Source organism: Pseudomonas sp. N40(2020) (genome assembly GCF_014472415.1).
In the GTDB taxonomy this organism is placed as follows: Bacteria; Pseudomonadota; Gammaproteobacteria; order Pseudomonadales; family Pseudomonadaceae; genus Aquipseudomonas.
In genome coordinates this window covers 54,989-80,415 of the sequence record NZ_JACSZV010000019.1, presented here as the reverse complement: position 1 = coordinate 80,415, position 25,427 = coordinate 54,989, and the positions used below count along the sequence as shown (strand labels likewise).

General features: G+C 60.1%; 23 protein-coding genes. 6 read left to right on the top strand and 17 right to left on the bottom strand.

Annotated features, from left to right (window positions below; translation table 11 throughout):
* The first annotated feature begins 178 nt into the window (after positions 1–178).
* The gene (locus tag IAI51_RS14265; protein ID WP_187679065.1) at positions 179–1,240 is read left to right on the top strand and encodes a haloacid dehalogenase-like hydrolase; all 1,062 of its coding nucleotides are present in this window, start codon (positions 179–181) and stop codon (positions 1,238–1,240) included.
* Positions 1,241–1,360: 120 nt separating this feature from the next.
* On the opposite strand, the gene ilvD is transcribed toward IAI51_RS14265, so the two are convergent.
* The 6 genes from ilvD to IAI51_RS14235 all read right to left on the bottom strand — a co-directional run bounded on the left by ilvD (position 1,361) and on the right by IAI51_RS14235 (position 9,036).
* Entirely contained in the window at positions 1,361–3,202 is a 1,842-nt protein-coding gene (gene ilvD, locus IAI51_RS14260) for a dihydroxy-acid dehydratase (protein ID WP_187679064.1), read from the bottom strand.
* Between the two features lie 256 nt (positions 3,203–3,458).
* Positions 3,459–4,691 carry an MFS transporter gene (locus IAI51_RS14255; protein ID WP_187679063.1) on the bottom strand — a complete coding sequence of 411 codons (1,233 nt, stop codon included), beginning with the start codon at positions 4,689–4,691 and terminating at the stop codon, positions 3,459–3,461.
* Positions 4,684–5,661 (bottom strand): diiron oxygenase, encoded by a 978-nt coding sequence (locus IAI51_RS14250; protein WP_187679062.1) that lies wholly within the window; start codon positions 5,659–5,661, stop codon positions 4,684–4,686. The genes IAI51_RS14255 and IAI51_RS14250 overlap by 8 nt, the downstream gene beginning before the upstream one ends.
* Positions 5,658–6,731 (bottom strand): SagB family peptide dehydrogenase, encoded by a 1,074-nt coding sequence (locus IAI51_RS14245; RefSeq protein WP_187679061.1) that lies wholly within the window; start codon positions 6,729–6,731, stop codon positions 5,658–5,660. The genes IAI51_RS14250 and IAI51_RS14245 overlap by 4 nt, the downstream gene beginning before the upstream one ends.
* Before the next feature lie 451 nt (positions 6,732–7,182).
* Entirely contained in the window at positions 7,183–8,379 is a 1,197-nt protein-coding gene (locus IAI51_RS14240; RefSeq protein WP_187679060.1) for a class I SAM-dependent rRNA methyltransferase, read from the bottom strand.
* Positions 8,380–8,496: 117 nt separating this feature from the next.
* Entirely contained in the window at positions 8,497–9,036 is a 540-nt protein-coding gene (locus IAI51_RS14235) for a type 1 glutamine amidotransferase domain-containing protein (RefSeq protein ID WP_187679059.1), read from the bottom strand.
* Between the two features lie 228 nt (positions 9,037–9,264).
* On the opposite strand from IAI51_RS14235, the gene IAI51_RS14230 reads away from it, so the two are divergent.
* The 3 genes from IAI51_RS14230 to IAI51_RS14220 all read left to right on the top strand — a co-directional run bounded on the left by IAI51_RS14230 (position 9,265) and on the right by IAI51_RS14220 (position 11,295).
* Positions 9,265–10,077 carry an HDOD domain-containing protein gene (locus IAI51_RS14230; RefSeq protein WP_187679091.1) on the top strand — a complete coding sequence of 271 codons (813 nt, stop codon included), beginning with the start codon at positions 9,265–9,267 and terminating at the stop codon, positions 10,075–10,077.
* Between the two features lie 12 nt (positions 10,078–10,089).
* Complete coding sequence (mutM, locus tag IAI51_RS14225) at positions 10,090–10,902, top strand: bifunctional DNA-formamidopyrimidine glycosylase/DNA-(apurinic or apyrimidinic site) lyase (protein ID WP_187679058.1); 813 nt, start codon at positions 10,090–10,092, stop codon at positions 10,900–10,902.
* Positions 10,903–10,971: 69 nt separating this feature from the next.
* The gene (locus IAI51_RS14220) at positions 10,972–11,295 is read left to right on the top strand and encodes a multidrug transporter (protein ID WP_187679057.1); all 324 of its coding nucleotides are present in this window, start codon (positions 10,972–10,974) and stop codon (positions 11,293–11,295) included.
* Positions 11,296–11,430: 135 nt separating this feature from the next.
* On the opposite strand, the gene IAI51_RS14215 is transcribed toward IAI51_RS14220, so the two are convergent.
* The 5 genes from IAI51_RS14215 to IAI51_RS14195 form a co-directional block, all read right to left on the bottom strand.
* Positions 11,431–11,682 carry a YfhL family 4Fe-4S dicluster ferredoxin gene (locus IAI51_RS14215; protein ID WP_003195146.1) on the bottom strand — a complete coding sequence of 84 codons (252 nt, stop codon included), beginning with the start codon at positions 11,680–11,682 and terminating at the stop codon, positions 11,431–11,433.
* 102 nt (positions 11,683–11,784) lie between these two features.
* The gene (gene coaD / locus IAI51_RS14210) at positions 11,785–12,264 is read right to left on the bottom strand and encodes a pantetheine-phosphate adenylyltransferase (protein ID WP_003229157.1); all 480 of its coding nucleotides are present in this window, start codon (positions 12,262–12,264) and stop codon (positions 11,785–11,787) included.
* Positions 12,265–12,351: 87 nt separating this feature from the next.
* Positions 12,352–13,974 carry a GMC family oxidoreductase gene (locus IAI51_RS14205; protein WP_187679056.1) on the bottom strand — a complete coding sequence of 541 codons (1,623 nt, stop codon included), beginning with the start codon at positions 13,972–13,974 and terminating at the stop codon, positions 12,352–12,354.
* A 90-nt stretch (positions 13,975–14,064) separates the two neighbouring features.
* Positions 14,065–14,610, bottom strand: a complete 546-nt coding sequence (locus IAI51_RS14200; protein WP_187679055.1) for a twin-arginine translocation pathway signal protein — start codon at positions 14,608–14,610, stop codon at positions 14,065–14,067.
* Positions 14,611–14,642: 32 nt separating this feature from the next.
* Positions 14,643–16,073, bottom strand: a complete 1,431-nt coding sequence (locus IAI51_RS14195) for a coniferyl aldehyde dehydrogenase (protein WP_187679054.1) — start codon at positions 16,071–16,073, stop codon at positions 14,643–14,645.
* Between the two features lie 146 nt (positions 16,074–16,219).
* On the opposite strand from IAI51_RS14195, the gene IAI51_RS14190 reads away from it, so the two are divergent.
* Together IAI51_RS14190 and IAI51_RS14185 are read left to right on the top strand one after the other, a co-directional pair.
* Complete coding sequence (locus IAI51_RS14190; protein ID WP_187679053.1) at positions 16,220–16,891, top strand: TetR/AcrR family transcriptional regulator; 672 nt, start codon at positions 16,220–16,222, stop codon at positions 16,889–16,891.
* Between the two features lie 32 nt (positions 16,892–16,923).
* Complete coding sequence (locus tag IAI51_RS14185; RefSeq protein ID WP_187679052.1) at positions 16,924–17,778, top strand: sulfurtransferase; 855 nt, start codon at positions 16,924–16,926, stop codon at positions 17,776–17,778.
* Between the two features lie 33 nt (positions 17,779–17,811).
* On the opposite strand, the gene IAI51_RS14180 is transcribed toward IAI51_RS14185, so the two are convergent.
* From IAI51_RS14180 to IAI51_RS14155, 6 genes are all read right to left on the bottom strand, one after another.
* On the bottom strand, positions 17,812–18,810 hold the full coding sequence (locus tag IAI51_RS14180) for a hydrolase (RefSeq protein WP_187679090.1): 999 nt from the start codon (positions 18,808–18,810) through the stop codon (positions 17,812–17,814).
* Between the two features lie 79 nt (positions 18,811–18,889).
* Positions 18,890–20,395: a M16 family metallopeptidase gene (locus tag IAI51_RS14175; RefSeq protein ID WP_187679051.1), complete on the bottom strand. Its 1,506-nt coding sequence runs from the start codon at positions 20,393–20,395 to the stop codon at positions 18,890–18,892.
* Complete coding sequence (locus tag IAI51_RS14170; protein WP_187679050.1) at positions 20,388–21,731, bottom strand: M16 family metallopeptidase; 1,344 nt, start codon at positions 21,729–21,731, stop codon at positions 20,388–20,390. The genes IAI51_RS14175 and IAI51_RS14170 overlap by 8 nt, the downstream gene beginning before the upstream one ends.
* A gap of 116 nt (positions 21,732–21,847) precedes the next feature.
* The gene (rsmD, locus tag IAI51_RS14165) at positions 21,848–22,450 is read right to left on the bottom strand and encodes a 16S rRNA (guanine(966)-N(2))-methyltransferase RsmD (protein ID WP_187679049.1); all 603 of its coding nucleotides are present in this window, start codon (positions 22,448–22,450) and stop codon (positions 21,848–21,850) included.
* On the bottom strand, positions 22,450–23,937 hold the full coding sequence (locus IAI51_RS14160; protein WP_187679048.1) for a M16 family metallopeptidase: 1,488 nt from the start codon (positions 23,935–23,937) through the stop codon (positions 22,450–22,452). Before IAI51_RS14160 ends, rsmD begins: the two co-directional genes overlap by 1 nt.
* Complete coding sequence (locus tag IAI51_RS14155) at positions 23,930–25,285, bottom strand: M16 family metallopeptidase (protein ID WP_187679047.1); 1,356 nt, start codon at positions 25,283–25,285, stop codon at positions 23,930–23,932. The genes IAI51_RS14160 and IAI51_RS14155 overlap by 8 nt, the downstream gene beginning before the upstream one ends.
* Positions 25,286–25,427: the final 142 nt, after the last annotated feature.

The window sequence follows — 25,427 nt, the reverse complement described above, 5'->3', positions numbered from 1 at the left end:
AGTTTGATTTCCAATGAATTAATACCAAAAACGTATGGTGATAGTCGCTTTTGGAATAAGCGCGCGTCGCTCTCGGGAATGCATCTGGCGCGATGGGGACGTGGACGGTCGCTGACAGACGAGGGCTGTCACACTTATTTGTTAGCGTCGATGTCTTTAGCTCAGGGAGAAAGCATCGATGAAATTCGCACCGAAATTTCTGGCTGTCGCACTGACGGTAGGTTTGGGCCTGGCCGGTCAGGCTTTCGCCACTGACCTCAAACACTGGCCGGTCGATCAGGCCAAGGCACTGGATGCGATGATCGCCGCCAACGCCAACAAGGGTAACTACGCGGTGTTCGACATGGACAACACCAGTTACCGCTACGACCTTGAAGAATCCTTGCTGCCGTTTATGGAAAACAAGGGCCTGATCACCCGCGACAAACTCGATCCTTCCCTGAAACTGATGCCGTTCAAGGACACCGCCGACCACAAGGAAAGCCTGTTCAGTTACTACTATCGTCTGTGCGAAGTCGACGACATGGTCTGCTACCCGTGGGTGGCGCAGGTGTTCTCCGGCTTCACCCTCAAGGAACTCAAAGGCTATGTCGATGAGCTGATGACCTCGGGCAAGCCGGTGCCGGCGACGTATTACGAAGGCGATGTGGTCAAGAAGCTCGACGTCAATCCGCCGAAGATCTTCACCGGTCAGCAAGAGCTCTACAACAAGTTGATGGAGAACGGCATCGAAGTCTACGTGATGACCGCGGCCTCCGAAGAACTGGTGCGCATGGTCGCGGCCGATCCGAAGTATGGCTACAACGTCAAACCGCAGAACGTCATCGGCGTGTCGCTGCTGCTCAAGGATCCGAAGACTGGCGAACTGACCACCGCGCGCAAGCAGATCACCGCCGGCAAGTATGACGAGAAGGCCAACCTCGGCCTCGAATTGACCCCGTACCTGTGGACCCCGGCGACCTGGATGGCCGGCAAGCACGCGGCGATTCTGACCTACATCGATGAGTGGAAAAAACCGGTTCTGGTAGGCGGCGATACGCCAACCAGTGACGGCTACATGCTGTTCCACGATGTCGATGTGGCCAAGGGCGGTATTCACTTGTGGATCAACCGCAAGGACAAATACATGGCCCAGCTAAACGGCATGATGGCCAAGCACGCGGCAGCGCAGGCCAAGGAAGGTTTGCCGGTGACGGCGGACAAGAGCTGGGTGATCGTCAAGCCGGAGGAGATTCAGTAAGACCGAGTCGCTCCCATCGCTGGCTTGCCAGCGATGGGGCCCTCATGGTCACCGTCTAAATCGGCTGGATAAAAAATGCCCCGCACTTGGCGGGGCATTTTTGTTTCGGCGATTTGACGCTTACAACCCGTCGAGCATCGCCTTGTTACGCACAGCACCCTTGTCGGCACTGGTCGCCAGCAGGGCGTATGCCTTAAGCGCGGTGGTCACTTTACGTGGACGCACTTCAACAGGTTTCCAGCCCTTCTTGTCCTGTTCGGCGCGGCGTGCAGCCAGTTCTTCGTCGCTGACCAACAGGTTGATCGAGCGGTTCGGAATGTCGATCAGCACTTTGTCGCCGTCCTGCACCAGACCGATCGCGCCGCCGGCCGCAGCCTCTGGCGAGGCGTGGCCGATGGACAGACCCGAGGTGCCGCCGGAGAAGCGACCATCGGTGAGCAGGGCGCAATCTTTGCCCAGGCCTTTGGATTTCAGGTACGAGGTCGGGTAAAGCATTTCCTGCATGCCCGGGCCGCCTTTCGGGCCTTCGTAGCGAATGATGACGATGTCACCCGCCTTCACTTCGTCGGCGAGGATGCCGCGTACGGCGCTGTCCTGGCTCTCGAAGATCTTCGCGTTGCCTTCGAAGACGTGGATCGACTCGTCGACACCGGCGGTTTTCACCACGCAGCCGTCCAGGGCGATGTTGCCGTACAGCACGGCCAAGCCACCTTCTTGCGAGTAAGCGTGTTCAAAACTGCGGATGCAGCCGTTTTCACGGTCATCGTCCAGAGTTTCCCAGCGAGTCGACTGGCTGAACGCGGTCTGGGTCGGGATGCCGCCAGGACCTGCCTTGAAGAAATGATGCACCGCTTCATCGGTGGTCTGGGTGATGTCCCACTTGGCGATGGCTTCTTCCATGCTGCGGCTGTGCACGGTCGGCAGGTCGGTGTGCAGCAAGCCGCCACGGGCCAGCGAACCGAGGATGCTGAAGATACCCCCAGCGCGGTGCACGTCTTCCATGTGGTACTTCTGGATGTTCGGCGCAACCTTGCACAGTTGTGGAACGCTGCGCGAGAGACGGTCGATATCGCGCAGGTCGAAATCGATCTCGGCTTCCTGGGCAGCCGCCAGCAAGTGCAGGATGGTGTTGGTCGAGCCGCCCATGGCGATGTCGAGCATCATTGCGTTCTCGAACGCCTTGAAGTTGGCGATGTTGCGCGGCAGAACCGATTCATCGTTCTCGCCGTAGTAACGCTTGCACAGCTCGACGATGGTGCGGCCGGCCTGCAGGAACAGTTGTTCGCGGTCGCTGTGGGTGGCGAGGGTCGAACCGTTGCCCGGCAGTGCGAGGCCCAGGGCTTCGGTCAGGCAGTTCATCGAGTTGGCGGTGAACATGCCGGAGCACGAACCGCAGGTCGGGCAGGCGCTACGCTCGTATTCAGCGACTTTCTCGTCAGAAGCGCTGGAGTCGGCGGCGATCACCATGGCGTCGACGAGGTCGAGGCCGTGAGAAGCGAGTTTGGTCTTGCCGGCTTCCATCGGACCGCCGGAAACGAAGATCACCGGAATGTTCAGGCGCAAGGCAGCCATCAACATGCCGGGGGTGATCTTGTCGCAGTTGGAGATGCAGACGATGGCGTCGGCGCAGTGGGCGTTGACCATGTATTCGACGGAGTCGGCAATGATCTCGCGGCTCGGCAGCGAATAAAGCATGCCGTCGTGACCCATGGCGATGCCGTCATCCACGGCGATGGTGTTGAATTCCTTGGCAACGCCACCGGCGCGCTCGATTTCGCGGGCAACCAGTTGGCCCAGGTCTTTCAGGTGGACGTGGCCCGGCACGAACTGGGTGAAGGAGTTGGCAATGGCGATGATCGGCTTTTTGAAGTCGTCATCTTTCATCCCGGTGGCACGCCACAGTGCGCGGGCGCCGGCCATGTTGCGGCCGTGGGTGGATGTTTTCGAGCGGTAATCTGGCATGGAGCACTCCGGGCGGCTAATCAGGTATCAAAGGGGAGTGAGCTTCTATTGACGTCTGGAACACTCAGAAATGGCCGTGTGTCCTGAAGTTGCCGATGACTTTGCGGGATCGCCGCTTGCCTCAGCCTGAGCTCATAAACCCGCCGGGGGATGAATGGCGATGAATCAGGCGATTCTACACCGCTGGCGTCTGGAGGGAATGGCGCAAAGCGTTGTTCCCGTGCCGACGGTGCGAGTGGCATGACGACCGGCAGGTTTAATCGCTACCGGTCTGCGCGATCGCAATGGCCTGCAGGTTCCTGGCGCGCTGGCTGATCCGGCTGTTGAGCATCAGCGCGATGCTGCTGAGCAACACGAAGCTGTAGCCCAGCGTCGATTGCAGATTGGTCGGGCTGAGGCTGATCAACGCACTGATCAGTCCGCCGCAGATGAAGATGATCGTGCTGCCGGCCGAGGCTGAAGTGCCGGCATTTTCGGGAAACAGGCCCATGGCCCGTGAGGTGGCAGCCGGGCGCGCAATGGTGGTGCCGGCGGTGCAGATCAGCATCGGAATCAGCACTGTCGCGGGGGCCAGTACATGGTTGGCCGCCAGATACAGCATCGCCAGTCCCGACAGCAGGATCAGGCTTAGCCCGGTGATGATTTGTCGGCTCGGCGTGATACGTCGATTCAGTAAGGTGGCGATGATGCCCCCCACGACATACGCGGCGCCATACGCCAGCAGGATCAGCGAAAAGTCATAGGCCGACAATTGCAGCTGGTCCATGAATATCAGCGGTGAAATGACGATAAACGAGAAATGGCAGGCGAACGCAAAGGCTGAAATCAGCCAGTAGCCGACGAAGTCGAAATCTCCCAACACCCGTCGATAGGCCCTGAGGAAACTCAGGGGAGGGCCACTGGCCGCGGGGCGGGTGTTCTCCAGGAAAACCCAGGCCTTGAGCAACACCGCGGCAGCCAGCGCAGTGAACACCCAGAAGCTGCCGCGCCAGCCGAGGGTGGCTTGCAGAAAAGTGCCGGCCAGCGGCGATACCGAGATGAAAATCCCGGTAGCCGTGACCATCAGGATGCGCAGGCGATCACGCTCCTCACCTTCGAACAGATCCTGCACCAGTGCCTGGGACAGCACGAAGCAGCCGCACCCCACGGCCTGTACTACCCGGAACATCAGGAAAAGTGCGTAATCGCTGGTTATCACGCAACCGACGGCACCGAGCATCGATACGCTCATGCCGGCGAGCAACAAGCCCTTGCGCCCGATCACGTCGGACAGCGGGCCTATCAACAGCTGGGCAAACGCGATACCTACGGCGAACAGACTGATCGACAGCGCGATGTCCGCCGGTGTGCTGCGAAAGTGCGCGGCCAGTGCCGGAAACGAAGGCAGCAGGACATCCAGTGGAAACACGCCGAGCAGCACCATTGCGAGCAACAGGCTGACAGCCCCGCGACGTTGACGGGCGGTTGCCACGGATTTTCCTTTATCCATCGATCAGTCCTGCCTTGGCAAAAAGTGTCTGGTTATGGGGCGTGGCGAAAAATCCCGCCTTGCGCAATGCATCCAGCGTAGCGACGCAACCTGATCGCGCACGCGCGCGGTTGGCTTGCACCGTCGCCATGCTGCCGACAATCTCCATCACGTCGCTGTCGGCGATACCCGCGCCACGCAGGCTCTGTTGCAGCCAGCGTTCGTCGACCTCGAAGAAAATCCCGATGATCTCCAGCAGTGTTCTGCTCACGAACGTGCGCTGGCGGCTGTTCATGGACAGCCAGCAGTAGTGGAACACTTCGGCAAAGTAGCGACTGTGGCGGGCTTCGTCGGCCAGATGATCGCGCAGCATGTCGTTCACGCTGGACACCAGAGTGTCGCGGCAGATGTCCAGCAGCTCTCGGGCAATGATGGTCTCCGAGACGAAGCCGAGCAGAAACCATGCCAGTGCACGGCTCTTCTCCGGGGTACGGGCGATCAGTGCGTTCATGCGGGTGATCCGCTTGGGGATCGTCGGCCGTCCGGTGATTCCGTAAAGCCCGGCGATCTGCTCCGCGAGACGATTGGAGAACAGCGCGTGGTAACCCTCGTCGGTGTAGAGCTGCAGCGCCGCGTGTTTCATTGGCAGCGGCACGTAAATGGGCAGCTCCCGATGCGCGATGACTTCAACCGCACGATTGACGATGCGATGTTCGAGCAGCGTGGTGTAGTCGAGAAAATTCACCAGGTGATTGGCCGTCAGCCGATGCAATACCTCGCGCCCCGCGGCCTGAATCGCTGGGTGAGCCAGATAGGGCAGGAAGGCGGGTGGGAACCAGTAGCGGCTTTGCAGTTGTTGCTGCACATCGTCCGGCAGTTGATAGTCGTGGGTGCTGCTGCGTACCGAGGCTCGACTGTCCCAGTCCCCCAAGGTGAACTTGAGCGCCCATGACACCGGTACTTCGTGCGGATCCGGGATCAGCAGGGTCATGTCCGGACCTCACGCAACAGATCGCGCATTTCCTGGCACATTGCCTGTCCATCGCTTTTCCCGCAGCCGACAAAGAACAGTGGCTGTTCCGCGCTCTCCTCAAGTTTGAGCAGTGTTTCGACCTGCTTGTCGGCAAACGCGCCGGTCAACCAGGTATTGAAGCCAAGCGCCGTAGCAACCAGTTGAAAGGTTTGTGACAGATGGCCGGCCTCGACGAATGCCATGCGGTAGGCCCGTGAGTGCGCGTACTTCCACCAGAGCCGGTCAACTCGGGCCGTGATGAACAACCCCAGCGGCAGGTTGTTGATGAAATGCTGGCCGCCGAGCAAATCGCCCGGTGCCGCTTTTGGCAATGGATTAACCCGGCTCAGGGTGTGTTCCGCCGGGTGATAGGCGTAGATGCCGGGCTCCAGATCCTCGACATTCTGTACCAGCAGAAAGCCTTCGCATGCGTTCAGACCGCCACCGGAGGGACTGCTGCGACGTGCGCCGAGGTCTTGGGCGATGGTGTCGTCGCGATCAATGTCGCGCTCGTGGAGATAACCGAGTGAAAGATAAAGCAGGGTGCCGACGTCGCTGAGCGTCATTGCTGCATCGGTAAAGGAACGACAGGTCTTTCGCTGGAGCAGCGCGTTATTCAGGCTATCGTTGCTCAGTGCGCAGGGGACGGGCAGGGCGATGCGCGGTGCAGATTCATGCTGCGGTCGTTCTGTCGCGGGAGCCGGGCTAGCCAATACTTCGTTGCAGTGCGCCAGATATTGTCTGGACCACTCATGAATATTCTGAGGAGCGTGTTCGCAGGGAATGTTTTGGGTGCCGATATGATAGATCTTTGATAATTCATCCCAGCCCCATTGCGGGGTGTCGATTTTTGAAATGGTTAGAATGCCCGCGCTGAGTAATTGTGTGTCTATTATGTTGTGTGTGTCGAACAAGTCTGGATTGTTTATTAGTTGGGCAAGGCGCGATGAATAGTTAATGTCCAGTTCATATTGAGTATGTTCTTTGTAATTCCATACTATTTGATTTGGCGAGCGCGGCAATATAAACAGGTAAGGATTGATGTGCATGGGGTTATTCACTCTGGCTGAAGTCGGAAGGACGCTGAGTTGCCGGCACTCCCCAGCGTCCTGACTTACTTAACGGGTTTTAGCAGCAACCAGAAAAGCCAGGTTTGCGATTTTGTTGGTTTCCAGAGAAATCTTTTTCATGATGTGAACTCCTTGTTCGTTGAAAGTTTAAGTCGCCTCGTGGCGACAACTTCATAATAGTTTGTAATGGATTATTGGCAAGTGGATATTAAGTAGGAATGCTCCAGTAATTTTGTCGGAATAATCTTTAGCTGGAGATGGACTTTGTAGGGCAAGTTTCAATAATTAAAAGACGTAAGGAAATATCCTGCACGCTCATAGGAAGGCAAGTGTAGGAAGTCGTAAGCGTCGGAAGGAGTAAAAGGCGCCGAATGAATGCCAGGGCCAGGCGCAAACAGGGAGCCTGCAGGCTCCCCGTTATCCGCATTGATCAGCTGTTAGGCAGCAGGCGGCAGGTGATGCTCTTGATGTAGCGAGTTTCGGCAATGGCCGGATGTACAGGGTGATCCGGGCCCTGACCGCCGCGCTCCAGCAACTGGATGTTGCGATCCAGGTGACGGGCACTGGTCAGGAGGATGTTCTGCAGATCGTCTTCCGGCAGGTGCATCGAGCACGAAGCGCTGACCAGGATGCCGTCCTTGTTGAGCAGGCGCATGGCTTGCTCGTTCAGACGACGGTAGGCGCCTTCACCGTTTTTCATGTCTTTCTTGCGTTTGATGAACGCTGGCGGGTCGGCCACGATCACGTCGAAACGCTCTTCGCTGGCCTTCAGCTCTTTCAAGGCTTCAAAGACGTCGCCTTCGATGCAGGTCATCTTGTCGGCAAAACCGTTCAGCGCGGCGTTACGCTCGACGCCGTCAAGGGCGAAGGCCGAGGCATCGACGCAGAACACTTCGCTGGCGCCGAAGGCGGCCGCCTGTACGCCCCAACCACCGATGTAGCTATAGAGGTCGAGTACGCGTTTGCCTTTGGCGTAATGGGCCAGGCGCGCGCGGTTCATGCGGTGATCGTAGAACCAGCCGGTTTTCTGACCCTGAATGACCGGGGCTTCGAATTTCACGCCGTTCTCTTCCAGTGCGACCCACTCCGGCACCAGACCGAACACGGTTTCGACGTAGCGGTTGAGGCCTTCGGCGTCACGCGCGGCGGAGTCGTTCTTGAACAGAATGCCGCTTGGCTTGAGCACTTGGGTCAGCGCGGCGATCACGTCGTCTTTGTGCGCTTCCATGGTTGCCGAGGCAATCTGCACCACGAGGATGTCGCCGAAACGGTCGACCACCAGACCTGGCAGCAGATCGGAATCGCCGTAGACCAGGCGATAGAAAGGCTTGTCGAACAGACGCTCGCGCAGCGACAGGGCGACGTTCAGGCGATGCACCAGCAGCGATTTGTCCAGCGCAACTTTAGTGTCGCGCGACAGCAGGCGGGCGCAGATCAGATTGTTCGGGCTCATGGCCACGATGCCCAGCGGTTTGCCGCCGGCAGCTTCGAGGATTGCCTGATCGCCAGCATTAAAGCCGTGCAGTGGCGTGGCGGCCACGTCGATTTCGTTGCTGTAGACCCACAGGTGACCGGCGCGCAGGCGACGGTCGGCGTTGGCTTTGAGGCGCAAGCTAGGCAGGGACATGACGTCGCTCCGGAAAAAAGAGCGGGAGTATACCGTGTTGCGACTTGTGTCGGGTTTGGCGTGCGATGAAACGCTGATGGCCTCTTCGCAAGCATGCTCGCGAAGAGGCCACGAAAGCTACGCCGACAGAGCGTCGATCAACTCACGACTGAACGCCGGAATATCATCCGGCTCACGGCTGCTGATCAAGTGACCGTCTCTGACCACTTCCTGATCGACCCAGTGGGCGCCCGCATTCACCAGATCATCCTTGACCGTTTTGTAACTTGTCATGGTCTTGCCATTGACCAGCCCCGCCGAAATCAGCAGCCAACTGCCATGGCAGATCACCGCAATCGGCTTGCCGGCGGAGGTGCCGGTCTTGACCAAGTGCTGGGCGTCCTGATCGATGCGGATGGTGTCGGAATTCTGCACGCCGCCGGGCAGGACGATCGCGTCGTATTGCTCGCTGCTGGCAGCCTGGAAAGTCTGGTCGACCGTGAAGTCGTCCGCCGGTTTGTCGTGGTTCCAGCCTTTGACCTTGCCTGCCTCCGCCGAAAGGATATCGACCTGGGCACCGGCCTCTTCCAGGGCCTGTTTGGGGCCGGTCAATTCAACCTGTTCGAAACCATCGGTTACCAAAAAAGCGACGCGCTTGCCGTTGAGGGAAGTGGCCATCAATAAGCTCCTGAGTCTGTGGGAATTTGCTGCCCCGCGGGACCGAAATCATCCGTTGGGTATTACAGAGTCCGAAGCCTTGGCTTGAATGAAAGTTCCTGACAATTGCCCACTGGTGTGTCGTCCTGCGGTTTTTAGGGGTTAGAATCGCCGCCTGTCCCAGAGTGTGTACTTATGTCCCAAGAGCTGACCACCGAACAGATTCAACAATCCCTGCAAGGCATCAGCGTGCCCGCGCAGCCGCAGATCATGGTGGATCTGCAAATGGAGCAGTACATGCCCGACCCGGACCTGGAGGTGATCGCCAAGCTGATCGCCCAGGATCCCGGCCTGTCCGGCGCGCTGCTGAAAATCGTCAACTCGCCGTATTACGGCTTGAGCAACAAGATCACTTCGATCCAGCGTGCGGTGAATCTGCTGGGCAGCCGTTCGATCATCAACCTGATCAACGCGCAGTCGATCAAGGGCGAGATGAACGACGACACCATCGTCACCCTCAATCGTTTCTGGGACACCGCCCAGGACGTGGCGATGACTTGCCTGACCCTGGCCAAACGCATCGGCACTCAGGCAGGCGATGAAGCCTATGCATTGGGGCTGTTTCACGATTGCGGCGTGCCGTTGATGTTGCAGCGTTTCCCCAATTACATGTCGGTGCTGGAAACGGCCTACGCCAATGCCAGCGCTGAATGTCGAGTGGTCGACACCGAAAACGCCGAGTTCAACACCAACCACGCGGTGGTCGGTTATTACACCGCCAAGTCCTGGCGTCTGCCGGAGCACGTCAGCACGGCCATTGCCAATCACCACAATGCCCTGGCGATTTTCAGCGACGAGTCGTCGCGCAACAGTCAAATGAAAAACCTGTTGGCGATCCTCAAGATGGCCGAGCACATTTGCGCCTCGTATCGCGTGCTGGGCAATCAGACCGAAGACTACGAATGGAGCAGCATCGGCCCGCTGATTCTCGATTACGTGGGGTTGTCGGACTACGACTTCGAAACCCTTAAACAAACGATCCGCGACCTCGGCGCGCATTGATTCGAGGACGCCATGCCTGAACTGCCGGAAGTCGAAACCACTCGCCGGGGCATCGCCCCGCACCTGGAAGGCCAGCGCGTCAGCCGGGTAATCGTGCGTGACCGTCGGCTGCGCTGGCCGATCCCCGAAGACCTTGATGTGCGCCTGTCCGGGCAGCGCATCGTGTTGGTCGAGCGACGGGCCAAGTATCTGTTGATCAACGCCGAGGTCGGTACGTTGATCAGCCATTTGGGTATGTCGGGCAATCTGCGTCTGGTTGAGGCCGGTATGCCGGCGCTCAAGCATGAGCATGTCGATATCGAACTGGAGTCGGGCCTGGCCCTGCGTTACACCGATCCACGGCGATTCGGCGCGATGTTGTGGAGCACCGATCCGCTCAATCACGAATTGCTGATTCGTCTCGGGCCGGAACCGTTGACCGATCTGTTCGACGGCGAGCGCTTGTTTCAGCTGTCGCGCGGGCGTTCGATGGCGGTCAAACCGTTCATCATGGACAACGCGGTGGTGGTCGGGGTCGGCAATATTTATGCGACCGAGGCGCTGTTCGCCGCTGGCATCGATCCACGCCGCGAGGCCGGGGGCATTTCCCGGGGGCGTTATCTGAAGCTGGCGATCGAGATCAAACGCATCCTCGCCGCTGCCATCGAGCGTGGCGGCACTACGTTGCGTGATTTCATCGGCGGCGACGGGCAGCCGGGGTATTTCCAGCAGGAACTGTTTGTTTATGGCCGAGGCGGTGAACACTGCAAGGTCTGCGGCACCGGTCTGCGCGAAGTGAAGCTCGGCCAGCGTGCGAGTGTGTTCTGCCCGCGCTGTCAGACCTGAGGCAAAGCGCCGAAAAAGTCCTACGGTCTATAGTGAGTTGTCTCACTGTTCAGCCCGAAGGATCGTGCCATGAAATCCTTGCAAATCCTCTTCTTCACCCTGCTGCTGTGTTCCAGCCTGGCTGTTCAAGCCACGGAAAGCGGCAGCGGTGATCCGCGCTACACCATCCAGAACCCACCGGCCTACGCGATGATAGGCGACTTGCTGATTGCCCGGCCTTTGCTGGTTGTGGCGACAGTGATCGGTGCAGGGGCGTTTGTGGTGTCGCTGCCGTTTACCGCGCTAGGTGGCGGGATTGGTGATGCGGGGCAGGCGTTGGTGGTCGATCCGGCGAAAGCGGCGTTTGTGCGGTGTCTGGGATGTATCGGGGAAGGGTTTGAGCAGCGGGAGTGAGCTGATCCGGATATTGCAGTATTGCTGATGGCCTTATCGCCAGCAGGCTGGCTCCCACAGGGGATTTGTGATTGGCACAGATCCAATGCAGGAGCCAGCCTGCTGGTGATAGGGCCCGAACAGGCGCTGAAGGACTCAGGCCTTGCCGGTGATTTTGCGGTACTTCTCCATCAACTGTTCTTCAGTCTCCGGATGGGCTTCGTCCAGCGGGATGCAATCCACCGGGCAAACCTGCTGGCACTGCGGTTCGTCGTAGTGGCCAACGCATTGGGTGCACAGGTTCGGGTCGATCACATAGATCTCTTCGCCCTGGGAGATGGCGGCGTTCGGGCACTCGGGTTCGCAGACGTCGCAGTTGATGCAATCGTCGGTGATGATCAGGGACATGCTAACTCCAGCCGGGGCGGCAGGCCCGGGCGCTATAAATCAATGCGCGCAATTGTGCCGCATTGGCGCCCGCAGTGCACGCGGGCGCCGTTTGAACGGTCGTTACTTCTTGAAGCGCAAGGTCAACGCGTCGGCCACGGCCGGGTGGACGAACTTGCTGATATCGCCGCCCAGTGCGGCGATTTCGCGGACCAACGTCGACGAAATGAACGAATAACGCTCCGAAGGGGTGAGAAACAGACTCTCCACATCCGGGGCCAACTGGCGGTTCATGTTGGCCAACTGGAATTCGTATTCGAAGTCCGACACCGCACGCAAACCACGCAGGAACACATTGGCGTTCTGCTCTTTGGCGAAATGCGCCAGCAGCGTCGAGAAGCCGACCACTTCCACGTTCGGCAGGTGCTTGGTGACCTCGCGAGCCAGTTCAACCCGTTGTTCCAGCGGGAACAGCGGATTTTTCTTCGGGCTGGCGGCGACCGCAATGATCACGTGATCGAACAGGCGCGAGGCGCGTTCGACCAGATCGCCATGGCCCTTGGTAATAGGGTCGAAGGTACCTGGGTACAACACTCGGTTCATCGCGTCGTCCTGGCGGGAGTCCGTTGGGGAGTCGGATGGTATCGCAGCCGTCCCGGTCGGCCAAGTCGCCTTTTGGGTAAGAAAGCACTATAGACGATAGGAATAATCCGCTTTTTCATGGGTTTTCAGCCGATCGGCGAGGGACGTCGCCAATTGTGCGGTGAGACCATACACCGACAACTGCGGGTTGGCGCCGATGCTGGTGGGGAACAGCGAGCCGTCGTGAATCGACAGATTGCGCAGTTGATGATGGCGGCCGAGGCTGTCGGTGACGGCGGTTTTCGGCTCTTCACCCATCGCACAGCCGCCCATGACGTGGGCGCTGCCCAGTCGTGTGCGATACAGCTCCAGGCTCAAGCCATCGATCAGCGTGCGCGCCTCGGCCAGGGTTTTCACGTAGCGGGCGTCGGCATGCATTGGCATCACCGCTTTGGCGCCGCCGGCGAACTGGATCTCGGCCATGCTGTGGAAGGCGCGGCGCAGGCCTTCCCAAGCGTAAGGCGAAACCTGGTAATCGAGCACCGGCGAGCCGTCGCCGCGCAATTCGACGCTGCCGCCCTGGCTGTCGGGGTGAAAGCCGTCGCGCAACAACGCCAGCATCGCGTGGGTGTGCGGCAGATCGGCCATGTGCTCGGCGTTCTGCTGGCCAAAACCACCGAGTAAAGTCGCCGCCAGCGCCGGGTGCAGCGGTGGCACTTCGAGCTTGTAGCCCATCGGCCCGGTCGCCCCGTCTTTCCACTGGAAATAGTCCGAGTAGATCGACTGTGGCGCGCCGTAGAACGGGTTGATCACCTCGTCGAAGCGTCCGGCGGACATGTTCACCAGATGCAGAAACGTGCGTTTGCCGAGGGTTTTATGCGGATCCGGCGCATCCGAACGCAGCAATAATGCCGGGCTGTTGATGCCGCCGCCGGCCAGCACGTAATGCCGCGCCTTGACGGTGATTTTGCGGCCGGTCGGTTCGACGCAGCGCTCGTCCATGGCCACGCATTGCAGGCCGGTGATTCTATCGCCGCTGATCAGCAGCTTTTCCGCTCGGGCCAGATAGAGCAACTCGCCACCCTTTTCCAGCGTCGCTGGGATGGTCGTGACCAGCATCGATTGCTTGGCGTTGGTCGGGCAGCCCATGCCGCAGTAGCCGAGGTTCCAGCAACCGCGCACGTTGCGGGGGATCACGTGCCAGCTATAACCGAGTTGCTCGCAGCCTTTGCGGATCACGTCGTTGTTGGCGTTGGGCGGAACCATCCACGGCGCGACGCCGAGGCTCTGCTCCATCTTTTCGAACCACGGGGCCATATCTTCGGCGCTGTGGCCTTTGACGTTGTGCTCTTTGGCCCAGTGTTCCAGGGTCGGTTGCGGCGTGCGGAAGCTCGAGGTCCAGTTGATCAGCGTGGTGCCGCCGACGGCGCGGCCCTGCAGGATGGTGATCGCGCCATCCTTGCTCATGCGGCCAATGCCTTCCTGATAGAGGCTGCTGTAGGCCTGGTCTTCGAGCATTTTGAAGTCGGAGCTGGTTTTCAGCGGACCTTCTTCGATCAGCAGCACTTTATAGCCGGCGGCGCTGAGGATTTCTGCCGTAGTGCCGCCGCCGGCGCCGCTGCCGATGATGGCGACGTCGGCTTCGAGGGTCAGGTCGTCGGTCAGCTGGGCGCCGTTGTAGGTTTTCCAGCCTCGGGCGAGGCCTTCGCGGAACGGGTCGGGTACGGGCATCGATCGGGTTCTCTTTATTATTCTGGATGCAGTGGTGGAGCGACTTATGCCATCGCGGGCAAGCCCGCTCCCACAGGGTTCGTTTGATGTTTAGACGGTGGGCGGGCCGGGATAGCCGCAGTGCGCCCAGGAATCGGCGCGGGTGTACCAGGCCATCATCACCATTTGCTGCAAGGAGCTATGGCCCATGCGCAGCAGGTTCAACGAACTGTTTTGCCAGCGGTCGAGGAAGTGACGCATCGCTTCGGGACTGGCGTTTTCCCAACTGCCCCAGATCCCGGTGAGCGGCCCGCGCGTCACGGCCATGCCCAGCACGTCGAACAGTTGTCGGGTGAGTTTGAGCATTTCCGGCGACAGGTGATCGAGGCTGTAGTCCAGCGACTTGAGGGTGCCAGCCACCGCGTCCGGCATCTTCTCGGCGACCACGGCGCCATCAAGCATCACCGGAATCAGCGCGCGCAGAAACAGCAAATCGCCGTCGCGCAAAGTCACGAAACCATTGGCCGCGACGCTCGACGAACAGCCGCTGAGGCTGGCGCCGAGACCGGCGGTGGCGAGGAACGCCGTGGCGCCGAGGCTGAATTTCAGCAGGCCACGACGTGACAGTGCAGGTGTATCGGTCAGGCTTGGGTGCATTGTTTTTATTACCCGGCGGCGATGACGAATATTTAGCGGATGAACAGCTTCTGGATCAGTTTCTGAATCGATTTTCCGTACGGCGGGTAAATCAATCTGGCCGCGTTGAAGCGCTGTTTAACCAGCACGCCTTTGGCTTTGCTGAACGTCAGAAAGCCTTCGTGACCGTGGTAATGACCCATGCCCGACGCACCGATGCCGCCGAAGGGCATGTCGTCTTGCGCCACATGCAGCAGCGTGTCGTTCAGGCACACACCGCCGGAATGGGTTTCGTGCAGCACGCGGTTCTGTTCGCGTTTGTCGTAGCCAAAGTAGTAAAGAGCCAGAGGACGTGGCCGCTGATTGATGTAAGCAAATGCCTGCTCCAGATCCTGGTACGGCACGATCGGCAGCAGCGGGCCGAAGATTTCGTCCTGCATGACGGTCATGTCGTCGCTGACATTCAGCAGCACGCTGTGAGGCATGCGTCGGCCCTGACCCTGATCAAACAGCGGAATCAACAGCGCGCCTTTGCTGGTGGCATCGCTGACGTAGCCGTTGAGCCGCGCCAACTGGCGTTCGTTGATGATTGCGGTGTAGTCGGGGTTGTCGGTGAGGGTCGGATAGAAGCCCTGCACGGCCTGGCGATAGGCTTCGACGAAACCACCGATGCGGTCTTCCGGGACCAGCACGTAATCGGGGGCAACGCAGGTCTGCCCGGCGTTGAGTGTTTTGCCGAAGGCGATGCGTTCGGCGGCATCCTTCAATGGCACGTCGCGGGAGACGATGGCCGGGGACTTGCCACCCAGCTCAAGAGTGACCGGGGTCAGGTTTTCCGCCGCTGCGCGCATTACGTGTTTGCCGATGCTGGTGGCGCCGGTGAACAACAGATGATCGAAGCGCAAACGGGAAAACGCGACTCCGATATCGGCTTCGCCGAGCACCACGCAAACCAGATCTTCGGGGAAGATTCGCGCCAGCAACTCCTTGAGCAACAGGCCGGTGGCCGGGGTCGATTCGCTGAGTTTGAGCATCACCCGATTGCCCGCCGCCAAGGCGCCGACCAGCGGGCCGATGGCCAGATAAAGCGGGTAATTCCACGGCACGATGACGCCGACCACACCCAATGGCTGATAAACCACTTTCGCTGAAGCCGGCTGGAATGCCATGCCGACCTTGCGCCGCGAAGCTTTCATCCAGCCCTTGAGATGACGGCTGGCGTAGTGAATGCCGTGCAGGCTTGGCATCAATTCAGCGAGCAAGGTTTCGTCGGCGCTGCGATGGCTGAAGTCGGCGCTGATCGCCTCGATCAAAGCCTGACGCTCGTTGCTCAGCAAATCGCGCAGTGCCTTGAGCCATTGCTGGCGCTGGGCGGCGGGTGGCATCGGGTTGGCGGCATACGCAGCCCGTTGCGCCGCGAACTGCCGATCAAGCGCTTCCAGGGGCAATTGCAGCGTCTGCAGGTAGGCAATGTCGGCAGTCATGGTCGGCTCCGTATTTATTGTAGTGAGGAACTTTTTAGAGTCTATGCTCTAGAAAGTCAATCAACATCCATGCACAGCAGTGTTTTATCCATTTCCGGTTAGGTCGTAAGATGCCCGTCAACGCACTCTGAATTAAAGCCCAAGCCATGGCCCCACGAATAAAAACCAGCGAGCGTATCGTGCTGAACAGCCTCGAGCTGTTCAATCAGCAGGGCGAGCGCAGCATCAGTACCAATCACATTGCTGCCCACATGGAGATTTCTCCGGGCAACCTGTACTACCACTTCCCCAACAAGCAGGCGATCATCGCCGTGTTGTTCAGTGAGTACGAAAGCCTTGTCGACAGTTTCCTGCGCCCGCCGCAGGGGCGCGCCGCGACCGTTGAAGACAAGCGCTTCTACCTCAAGGAGCTGCTCTCGGCGATGTGGCGCTACCGCTTCCTGCACCGCGACCTCGAGCATTTGCTCGATAGCGATCCGGAACTGGCCGCGCGTTATCGGCGCTTCTCCCAGCGTTGTGTGATCCAGGGCGCGGCGATCTACGAAGGTTTCGTGGCGGCCGGGATCCTCGACATGGATCGCGTGCAGATCGAATCGCTGACCCTCAACGCCTGGATCATCCTGACGTCCTGGGTACGCTTTCTGTGCACCACCCGGGAAAACTCCAATCACCTCAGTGAACAAGCCATTAAACGTGGCGTGTATCAGGTGCTGGTGCTGGAAGCCGGATTTGTCACCGAGCAGGCGCGCGAGCAGGTCAATGCGCTGTTCGAGGAGTTCTACGTGCCACTGGCCCAGGCCCTCGAAGATGTGAAGTAAACCGTCCCGTTGAAATCCCACAGGAGCCCGTTATGCCGATTGCGCAACTGATCAGCCCCAACGCACTGGATGCCCGCAAGGAGCAGCCCGGGCTGGTGATTCTGGATTGTCGTTTTGCCCTCGAAGACCCGGACTACGGTCAGCGCAGCTATGCCGAAGGGCACATTGCCGGGGCGAGTTTTGCCGATCTGGAGCGTGACCTCAGTGGCAAAGTAGTCAAGGGCGTGACCGGGCGTCATCCGTTGCCTGAGCCGGCAGAGCTGATCGAGCGTCTGCAAGCCTGGGGCATCAATGCCGACAGCGACGTGGTTTTGTACGACGACGGCCCGGGAGCCTATGCGGCCCGAGCATGGTGGCTGCTGGCGTGGCTGGGCAAGCGCGACGGTGTGTTCATTCTCGACGGCGGACTCAAGGCGTGGCATGCAGCTGGCCTGCCGCTGAGTCTGGATGCGCCGACCGTCACCCGTGGCCATTTCAGCGGCCAGTCAGACATGAGCCTGTTGCTCAGCGCCGAACAATTGCAGCAACGTCTCGGCCAACCCGAACTGACCCTGATCGATGCTCGGGCCTTGCCGCGATTCAAAGGTGAAGTGGAGCCGATCGACCCGATTGCCGGGCACATTCCCGGCGCGCAATGTGCGGCGTTTACCGACAACCTTGGCAGTGACGGGCGATTCTTGCCGGCCGATCAGCTCAAACAGCGCTTTGCCGCGAAGCTGGGCGAGCGCTCGCCGTCAGAACTGGTCGCGTATTGCGGCTCGGGCGTGACGGCGTGCCACAACCTGTTTGCACTATGCCTGGCGGGGTATCCGTTGGGTTCGCTGTATGCGGGGTCGTGGAGTGAGTGGATCAACGAGCCGTCGCGCGGAGTCGCTACCGGCGAGTAATCACCACACCCTTGTGGGAGCGAGCCTGATCAATCATGACGTCAGGCCTGCCAGCCACTGCGGGATGCGCCGTTCCAGGTAATAACCCGGCTGGCGCAACGAGCCATCGACGAAGCCGACGTGGCCGCCGCGAGCCTGCAATTCGAATTCGGTGAGGTCTGACAGCTCGCTGGCCTGGGGCAGGCTGTGCGGAAACACGAAAGGATCGTCCGCCGCTTGAATGATAAGGGTCGGCGTGCGGATCTCACCGAGAAAATACCGGCTCGAGGCGCGACGATAGTAATCCTCGGCATCGGTAAAGCCGTGCAGTGGCGCGGTGACCCGGCCATCGAAATCCCAGAACGTACGCATGTTTTCCAATGAGCCGAGCGCTGCCAGTGCGGCTACACCATCATCGCGGCCGTCGTGCTGGAACTGGCGTTGCTTGTTCTTGATGTAAGCGACCATCTCGCGCATGAAATGCGCTTGATAGACCCTGGAAAATCCCTGACCAATCCGATCCGCGCACTGGTCGAGGCGAAACGGCACCGACACTGCCACCGCACCGCGCACGCCGCTGGCACTCCCGGTCTCGCCCAGATGCTTGAGCAACACATTACCGCCAAGGGAATAGCCGACCGCATACAGCGGTGCCAACGGACGCTTCGCACGCAGATGGCGGATGGCTTCGGCGAGGTCTTCGCTGGCGCCGGAGTGATAACTGCGCGGCAGCAGGTTCGGTTCGCCCGAGCAGCCGCGCCAGTTCAATGCAACACTGGCCCAGCCTTGCGCGGCGAGCGCGGATTGGATGCCGGCAACGTAAGGTGAGTTAGAAGAACCGGTCAGTCCATGCAGCACCAACACCAGCGGAGTCTCGGCGCTGTGCGGGCCATGCCAGTCGAGGTCGAGGAAATCGCCATCATCAAGCCACAGACGTTCGCGCTGACGATCAAGGTGAACGGTTTTGCGCCACAGCGGCCCCCACAAGGTTTGCAGGTGTGGGTTACCCAGGCCGAAGGCCGGTGCAAAGCGGGGGCTGGGAACAGGGTTCAGTGACTGCACGGCAAATCTCGACAGGTCTTGCGCAAAGCGGCAGGTGCTTCAGGCATCTGCCGCTTTTGAGTGAAAGAACCTAACTTGCCACAAAGCCTGCTTCGGCGCGACACATGCTCTGGGATGACGTGCCGGGCGGTGTCGGCGCGGGGGCGGGTAGCGCCTGCTGCTCGACGGTGGCCCCGACTGTCACCACGCGCCAGCGGTCGGCGGCCAAATGCCGATTCAGCGCCTCATGGATTTGTTTGAGTGTCAGGCGTTGCACCTGTTGCACGGTGTAGTCGAGGTCGAGTGGCAGATCATGGCGATTGATTGTCACCAGTTGCTTGAGAATCTGCCAGTTGCTGGAGCTGTTCAGTGCACTCCTGTTGGCGACTTGCAGCTTGACCTGATCGAGCTCCTGTTGTGTCGGCCCGTCGCGCAGGTAGTCACTGAACAACGACCGGGTCAACGCCAGCGTAGCCTGGCTGAATGCCGGATTGACCTGCAGGGAAATGGTCAGCAAACCCGCCGTGGCCCAAGGGGCGTTTTCTGAATAGACGTCGTACACCAGCCCGCGCTTTTCCCGTAGTTCGCTCATCAGTCGGCTGTTGATCGTGCCGCCAAAAATCAGGTTGGCGGTGTACAGCGCGGCATAGTCCGCATGGCTTCGCGACACGCTGGGCTGGGCGAGTATCAGGTTGATTTGGGTCAGTGGCTGTTCCTCGTGCAGGGTTCGTTCGGTGCCAACGGGTTTGTGCCCGGGCATTGGCATGACCGCGGTGCCTGCAGGCATGACCGGTAAGGCGTTGCTGATTTGCAGACTGATCGCCTTTGCCTGCGCCAGCGTCAGGTCGCCGACCAGGGTGATTTGCGCCTGACTGGCGCTGTAGAAACGCTGGTGGAAATCTTTTACCTCCGTCCCGGTCAGCGCCTGCAACCCTTGATCAGTGCCATAGAACGGCAGCGAGTAGGGGCCGTCCGGGGCGAGCAGTGTCTTGACCAGATGCACTGGCGAATTTCCTGCATCCTGCGCGGCGGAAGTGAGGCTGTCGCGCAGCTCGATTTTCACCCTCTTCAGCGCATCGTCGGTCAGTGTCGGCGCGCCGAGAATCTGCGAAAACAGCTGCAACGCCGGGGCACGTTTCTGTTCATCGCTCAAGCTGCGCAAGGCCAATGTGGCGCGGTCATGATCGATGTTCATGTCGAGTTGCGCGCCCAGACCGTCAAAGACTTCAACGATGGCGGACAGGTCTTTGCCCGGTATGCCTTCATTGAGCATGCTGAACGTGGCGGCGGCGAGGCCCGGCGTGTCGCCATCTCGCGCGCTGCCTGCGGCGAAGCTGACATGCAGATCGAACATCGGCAGCTCTGTGGTGCGGATGAACAACACTTTGGTGCCGGTCAGGGTTTTCCAGCCTTTGATCGACAGTGCTCGCGCAGTGCCGGCGACAGGAACCGGCCCCAGTAGCGATTGCAGACGTGGCGCGGGGTAATTTGCCGGCGCGACCGTCACGGTATCTGCCAGCGTTTGAACGCCCGTCAGGCCTGCTACGATTCCCAGCCCGAGCAAAACGCCCCTGGCCTTCCGAAGGCCATTATTCATGAGCCGCCTCCGCCAATACATGCGCAACCGTCAGGCGTTCGCGGGTCAAAAACGTTGACGCAGCCTGCTGGATGTCAGCCGGTGTCACCTGTGCAAGCTCGTCTGAGTCCTTATCCATCAACTGCCAGGGCAGGTCGATACTCGCCAATGTGGCCAGCTCGTGGGCCTGCTCGACGATGGAGTCTTGTGTATAGATCTGTCGGGCAATCAATTGAGTGCGTGCGCGCTCCAACTCTTCAGCTGTCGGCGGGTGGGCATGCAGTTCTTCAATCAGTTGCCAGACCCGTGCCTCGGCCGCGTCCAGATCGTCAGCGTGGGCGCTGGCGAGTTCGGCCGTCACGAACAGAAGACTGTCGCCGCGTGTGAGCGCGTCATAAGAAGTACTGACGTCGCTGAACAACTGTTCGGTGAATTCCAGGCGTTTTTTCAGGCGTGCACTGTGGGTCCCTCCCAGTAATGCGTCGATCAGGCGCAGGGCGTGTACAGATCGCCGATTTTCAGCGGTGGCAAGCCCCGGCACGTTAAACGCCATGATCAGTTGGGGGGTCGGGACGGCCAGAGACAGCGTCAGTTTGCGTTCACCTGCCTGTGCCAGTTCAGTGGGCCGTAGCAGGCGAGGAACAGGTCGCGCTGGCAAGGGGTCAAAGTGGCGCTGCGCCAGCCGTTTGACCTGATCGAGCGTCACATCACCGACAACCACTAGCGTGGCGTTGCCAGGGGAGTAGCGGGTCGCATACCAGTGGCGCAGATCGTCGGCATTCAAACGGTGCAGGTCATGCATCCAGCCAAGAATCGGTGTGCGATAGCTATTGGCCAAATGCGCCACACCGGTCAGACGCTCCAGTGCCAGATCATGGGGGTCATCGTCGGTGCGCAAGCGCCGTTCTTCGCGTATTACCGCCATTTCCGGGGTCAAGTCCGAGGTGCGCAAGTGCGCGGTCGACATCAGATCGGCCATCAACTCGAATGCCACGCCCAGATACCTGGGTGCCAGGGTTTGGTAATAGGTCGTGGCATCTTTGCTGGTGAAGGCGTTTTCCCGGGCACCGAGTGTTTGCAAAATGGCCGAGGCCTCGCCGGCGCAGGTTTTGCTGCTGCCTTTGTAGAGCATGTGTTCGAGCGCGTGAGAGAGTCCGCTCTGGCCTGGCGCCTCGTCGGCAGAGCCAACCTTGAACCAGAGTTGTGAGGTCACCAGCGGTGCACGATGGTCTTCGCGCACAAGCACGTTCAGACCATTGTCCAGGGTGAACTGGTGAGTCGGTGGGGGTGGGGCGGCCAGGGACATCAATGGCGCCAGGCAAAGAATGAGCAGCATCCTGCTGCATAACGTATCCATACATGAATCGTCCAAAGTGGTTAACGCAGATTGCGGTAACCACTTTGGCGAGATGCGAGGAGCGATGTGCGGTATCTATTTATTGCTGATGCATTGAGCGCACATCAGGCCCGGGATCAGGCGCTGCGTTGCCACAACGCGTAATACACGCGTCCGGATTTCTGTTCGCGGTGCAAGCGCCAGTTGGCGGGCAAGCCGAGGGTCGATGGTGCCGTTTCGCTTTCGGTATACACCCAGGCGTCGTCGGCCAGCCACTGACGCTCTTCGAGCAACGTGCACACGGCTGGCAGCAGGTTCTGGTTGAACGGCGGATCGAGGAAGACCAGATCGAACGGCGTAGCGGTCTGGGTTTCCAGGTAGCGCAGGGCGTCGGCAGTCTGCACCTGGCCGTTGGTGCAGCGCAGCGTGCCGAGGTGCTCTTTAAGGCTGGAAACCGCGATATTGCTGGCGTCCAGCGCCTGCCCCATGGCCGCGCCACGGGACAACGCCTCGAGAAACAGCGCGCCGCTGCCGGCGAACGGGTCAAGGACCTTGGCGCCAGCTACGTAGGGTGCGAGCCAGTTGAACAGGGTTTCACGCACGCGATCCGGTGTCGGGCGCAGGCCCGGGGCGTCGGGGAAGCTCAGCTTGCGGCTACGCCATTCGCCACCAATGATGCGTAACTGATTCACGCCGTTATGCACGTTTTGCGCAGGTTTTTTCGGTGCTCGAGTAGCCATTAATGCTCCGGAACCCCGAGCGGTTGCTCGGCAGGTTTATCAGATGGGGCCGGTAACGGCTTTTGCGGCACGGTCGGGCCAGCGGTGACGATGACCATTTTGTCCGTGCTCAAGTGTTTGTTCAGGGCGTCGCGGACTTGTTCCACGGTCAGGCTCTGGGACTCACGCATGAAATCATCCAGATAACTCAACGGCAGATTGTAGAAGCCCATGGCGCCGAGTTGGCCGACGATGTCGGCGTTGCTCGCGGTGGACAGCGGGAAGCTGCCGGCCAGTTCGCGTTTGGCATCGTCGAGTTCTTTCTGGGTCGGGCCGGTTTTCAGGTAATCGGCGAGAACGTCCTGCACCAGTTTCAGGGTGCCCTCGCTCATTTCCGCGCGGGTTTGCAGGTTGATCATGAACGGGCCACGGGCCTGCATCGGGCTGAAGCCGGAGTACACGCCGTAGGCCAGGCCGCGTTTCTCGCGCACTTCGCTCATCAGGCGCGTACCGAAACCGCCGCCGCCGAGGATCTGGTTGCCCATCGACAGTGCGGCGTAGTCCGGATCGTCGCGGTCGATGCCCAACTGCGCGAGCATCAGGTTGGTCTGCTTGGACGGAAACTCGATGTGGCCGACGCTGGCTTTCGGTTCCTGTGGCTGAGCGATCTTCGCCAGTGCCGGGCCTTTCGGCAGCGCGGCGGAAACCTGATTGGCAATCGACTCGGCGTCGGCGCGGGACAAGTCACCCACCAGCGCGATCACTACATTGCCCGCCGCGTAGGCCTTGGCGTGGAACTCGCGCAGCTGTGCCACGGTGATTTTCGGCACACTTTGCGCACTGCCATCACTCGAGTGCGCGTAGGGGTGATCGCCGTACAAGCGCTTCATCAGTTCCAGACTGGCGAGTTTGCCGGGGTTCTGTTTCTGGTATTCGAAACCGGCGAGCATCTGATTCTTGATGCGTGCGAATGAGTCGGTCGGGAAGGTCGGTTTGCCGATCACTTCCGAGAATAGTTTCAGCGCGGGTTCACGTTGTTCAGTGGCACTCAGGCTGCGCAGCGAAGCCAACGCCATGTCCTTGAAGGCACCGTTGCCGAAATCTGCACCAAGACCTTCGAAACCCTGCGCGATGGCGCCGACGTCCTTGCCCGCAACGCCTTCGTTGAGCATCGCGTTGGTCAGTACTGCCAGACCCGGCGCATTGCCGTCCTGACTGCTGCCGGCAGCGAAAATCAGGCGCATGTCGAACATTGGCAATTCGTGGGCCTCGACGAACAGCACCTTGGCGCCTTCGGCGGTGTTCCAGGTCTGCACGTCAAGCTTGCGGCTGGCCGGAGCCTTGCCGTCGAGTTCGGCCAGCGATTGAAGTTTCTGGCTGGACTTGGCGCTGTCCAGCGCTTCGCTGGCGTCGGTTTTCGCGCCGGGAGCCAGATAAAACGCGGCGGAACCGAGGATCGCTACGGCGATCAGGCCGAGCAACAGGCGTGGGGTCTTGCGCTTACTCATGAGTCGTCTCCAGTGGCAGGACGTGGGCGACGCTGAGACGTTCGCGGGTGAAATACAGCTTGGCGGCGTTCTGGATGTCTTGCGGGGTTACGCTTTCCAGATCGGCGAGTTCGGTGTCCATCAGTTTCCACGACAGACCGACCGTCTCCAATTGGCCGATGGCAGTGGCCTGGCTGGTAATCGAGTCACGCTCGTAGACCAGGCCGGCAATCACTTGAGCCCGCACGCGTTCCAGCTCTTCGGCGGACGGTGCGGTGGTTTTCAGTTGTTCCAGCAGCTTCCAGAGACCGGCCTCGGCTTGCGCCATGGTCTTTTTCTTCTGGGTGTTCGGCGTCGCCGACAGGGTAAACAGACTGTCGCCACGGGTGTAGGCGTCGTAGCTCGACGAACCGCCGGACACCAGCTCTTCGCCGCGCTCCAGTTGGGTCGGGATGCGACCGCTGTAACCGCCGTCGAGCAGCGCCGAAATCAGGCGCAGGGCGTTGACCGAACGTTTGTCTTCAGCAGTGGCGATGCTTGGTACGTTGAAGCCGAGCATCAGGCTAGGCAGTTGCGTCTGCACATGCAGGGTGATCTGCCGTTCGCCGGGTTCGGCCAGTTCCAGCGGTTGTTTTGCCGGTGGCACGTCGCGTTTGGCGATCGGTCCGAAGTAACGCTGGGCAAGGGTTTTAACTTCATCCGGCGTGACGTTGCCAACCACCACCAGCGTGGCGTTGTTCGGCACATACCAGGATTGATACCAGTGGCGTAGCTCTTCGACCTTCATCCGGTCCAGGTCAGCCATCCAGCCGATGGTAGGCGTGTGGTAGCCGCTGGCCGGGTAAGCCATCGCCTTGTAGCGCTCGTAGGCCTTGGACATCGGCTTGTCATCGGTGCGCAGGCGGCGCTCTTCCTTGATGACTTCGATTTCCTTGGCAAACTCGTCGGCCGGCAGGCGCAGATTGGCCATGCGGTCGGCTTCCAGTTCGAAGGCCACGCCCAGACGGTCGCGGGCCAGCACCTGGTAATAAGCGGTGAAGTCGTCGCTGGTGAAAGCGTTCTCTTCGGCGCCGAGGTCGCGCAGGATCAGCGAGGCTTCACCGGGGCCGACTTTCTCGCTGCCCTTGAACATCATGTGCTCAAGGGCGTGGGACAGACCGGTCTGGCCCGGGGTTTCGTAGCTGGAGCCGACCTTGTACCAGACCTGCGACACCACCACCGGCGCGCGATGGTCTTCGCGCACGACGACCTTCAGGCCGTTGTCGAGGGTGAATTCGTGAGTCGGTTGCGGGTCGGCCGCCAGGGCCGAAAGGGGCAGGCAGACTGTGCTGAGCAGCAGGCCTGCAGCGCGGCGGGCTAGAGCATTCATTCGTTTTTTAACCTGTTGGGCTGCCCGCTTGGTCTTAGCCTAGGCGGGCGAGGAGGTGCTAGGATACTGATCCGTTTTACTGGCGGCCACGCCTATCAGGCCTTTGATCAGTCGATAGGTTGTATGGGTTTCCGGCAGAAGC

Coding starts and splice junctions, on each gene's coding strand:
- IAI51_RS14265 (WP_187679065.1), top strand. CDS start 179: ATGAAATTCGCACCGAAATTTCTGGCTGTCGCACTGACGGTAGGTTTG.
- ilvD (WP_187679064.1), bottom strand. CDS start 3,202: ATGCCAGATTACCGCTCGAAAACATCCACCCACGGCCGCAACATGGCC.
- IAI51_RS14255 (WP_187679063.1), bottom strand. CDS start 4,691: ATGGATAAAGGAAAATCCGTGGCAACCGCCCGTCAACGTCGCGGGGCT.
- IAI51_RS14250 (WP_187679062.1), bottom strand. CDS start 5,661: ATGACCCTGCTGATCCCGGATCCGCACGAAGTACCGGTGTCATGGGCG.
- IAI51_RS14245 (WP_187679061.1), bottom strand. CDS start 6,731: ATGCACATCAATCCTTACCTGTTTATATTGCCGCGCTCGCCAAATCAA.
- IAI51_RS14240 (WP_187679060.1), bottom strand. CDS start 8,379: ATGTCCCTGCCTAGCTTGCGCCTCAAAGCCAACGCCGACCGTCGCCTG.
- IAI51_RS14235 (WP_187679059.1), bottom strand. CDS start 9,036: ATGGCCACTTCCCTCAACGGCAAGCGCGTCGCTTTTTTGGTAACCGAT.
- mutM (WP_187679058.1), top strand. CDS start 10,090: ATGCCTGAACTGCCGGAAGTCGAAACCACTCGCCGGGGCATCGCCCCG.
- IAI51_RS14220 (WP_187679057.1), top strand. CDS start 10,972: ATGAAATCCTTGCAAATCCTCTTCTTCACCCTGCTGCTGTGTTCCAGC.
- IAI51_RS14215 (WP_003195146.1), bottom strand. CDS start 11,682: ATGTCCCTGATCATCACCGACGATTGCATCAACTGCGACGTCTGCGAA.
- coaD (WP_003229157.1), bottom strand. CDS start 12,264: ATGAACCGAGTGTTGTACCCAGGTACCTTCGACCCTATTACCAAGGGC.
- IAI51_RS14205 (WP_187679056.1), bottom strand. CDS start 13,974: ATGCCCGTACCCGACCCGTTCCGCGAAGGCCTCGCCCGAGGCTGGAAA.
- IAI51_RS14200 (WP_187679055.1), bottom strand. CDS start 14,610: ATGCACCCAAGCCTGACCGATACACCTGCACTGTCACGTCGTGGCCTG.
- IAI51_RS14195 (WP_187679054.1), bottom strand. CDS start 16,073: ATGACTGCCGACATTGCCTACCTGCAGACGCTGCAATTGCCCCTGGAA.
- IAI51_RS14190 (WP_187679053.1), top strand. CDS start 16,220: ATGGCCCCACGAATAAAAACCAGCGAGCGTATCGTGCTGAACAGCCTC.
- IAI51_RS14185 (WP_187679052.1), top strand. CDS start 16,924: ATGCCGATTGCGCAACTGATCAGCCCCAACGCACTGGATGCCCGCAAG.
- IAI51_RS14175 (WP_187679051.1), bottom strand. CDS start 20,395: ATGAATAATGGCCTTCGGAAGGCCAGGGGCGTTTTGCTCGGGCTGGGA.
- IAI51_RS14170 (WP_187679050.1), bottom strand. CDS start 21,731: ATGGATACGTTATGCAGCAGGATGCTGCTCATTCTTTGCCTGGCGCCA.
- rsmD (WP_187679049.1), bottom strand. CDS start 22,450: ATGGCTACTCGAGCACCGAAAAAACCTGCGCAAAACGTGCATAACGGC.
- IAI51_RS14160 (WP_187679048.1), bottom strand. CDS start 23,937: ATGAGTAAGCGCAAGACCCCACGCCTGTTGCTCGGCCTGATCGCCGTA.
- IAI51_RS14155 (WP_187679047.1), bottom strand. CDS start 25,285: ATGAATGCTCTAGCCCGCCGCGCTGCAGGCCTGCTGCTCAGCACAGTC.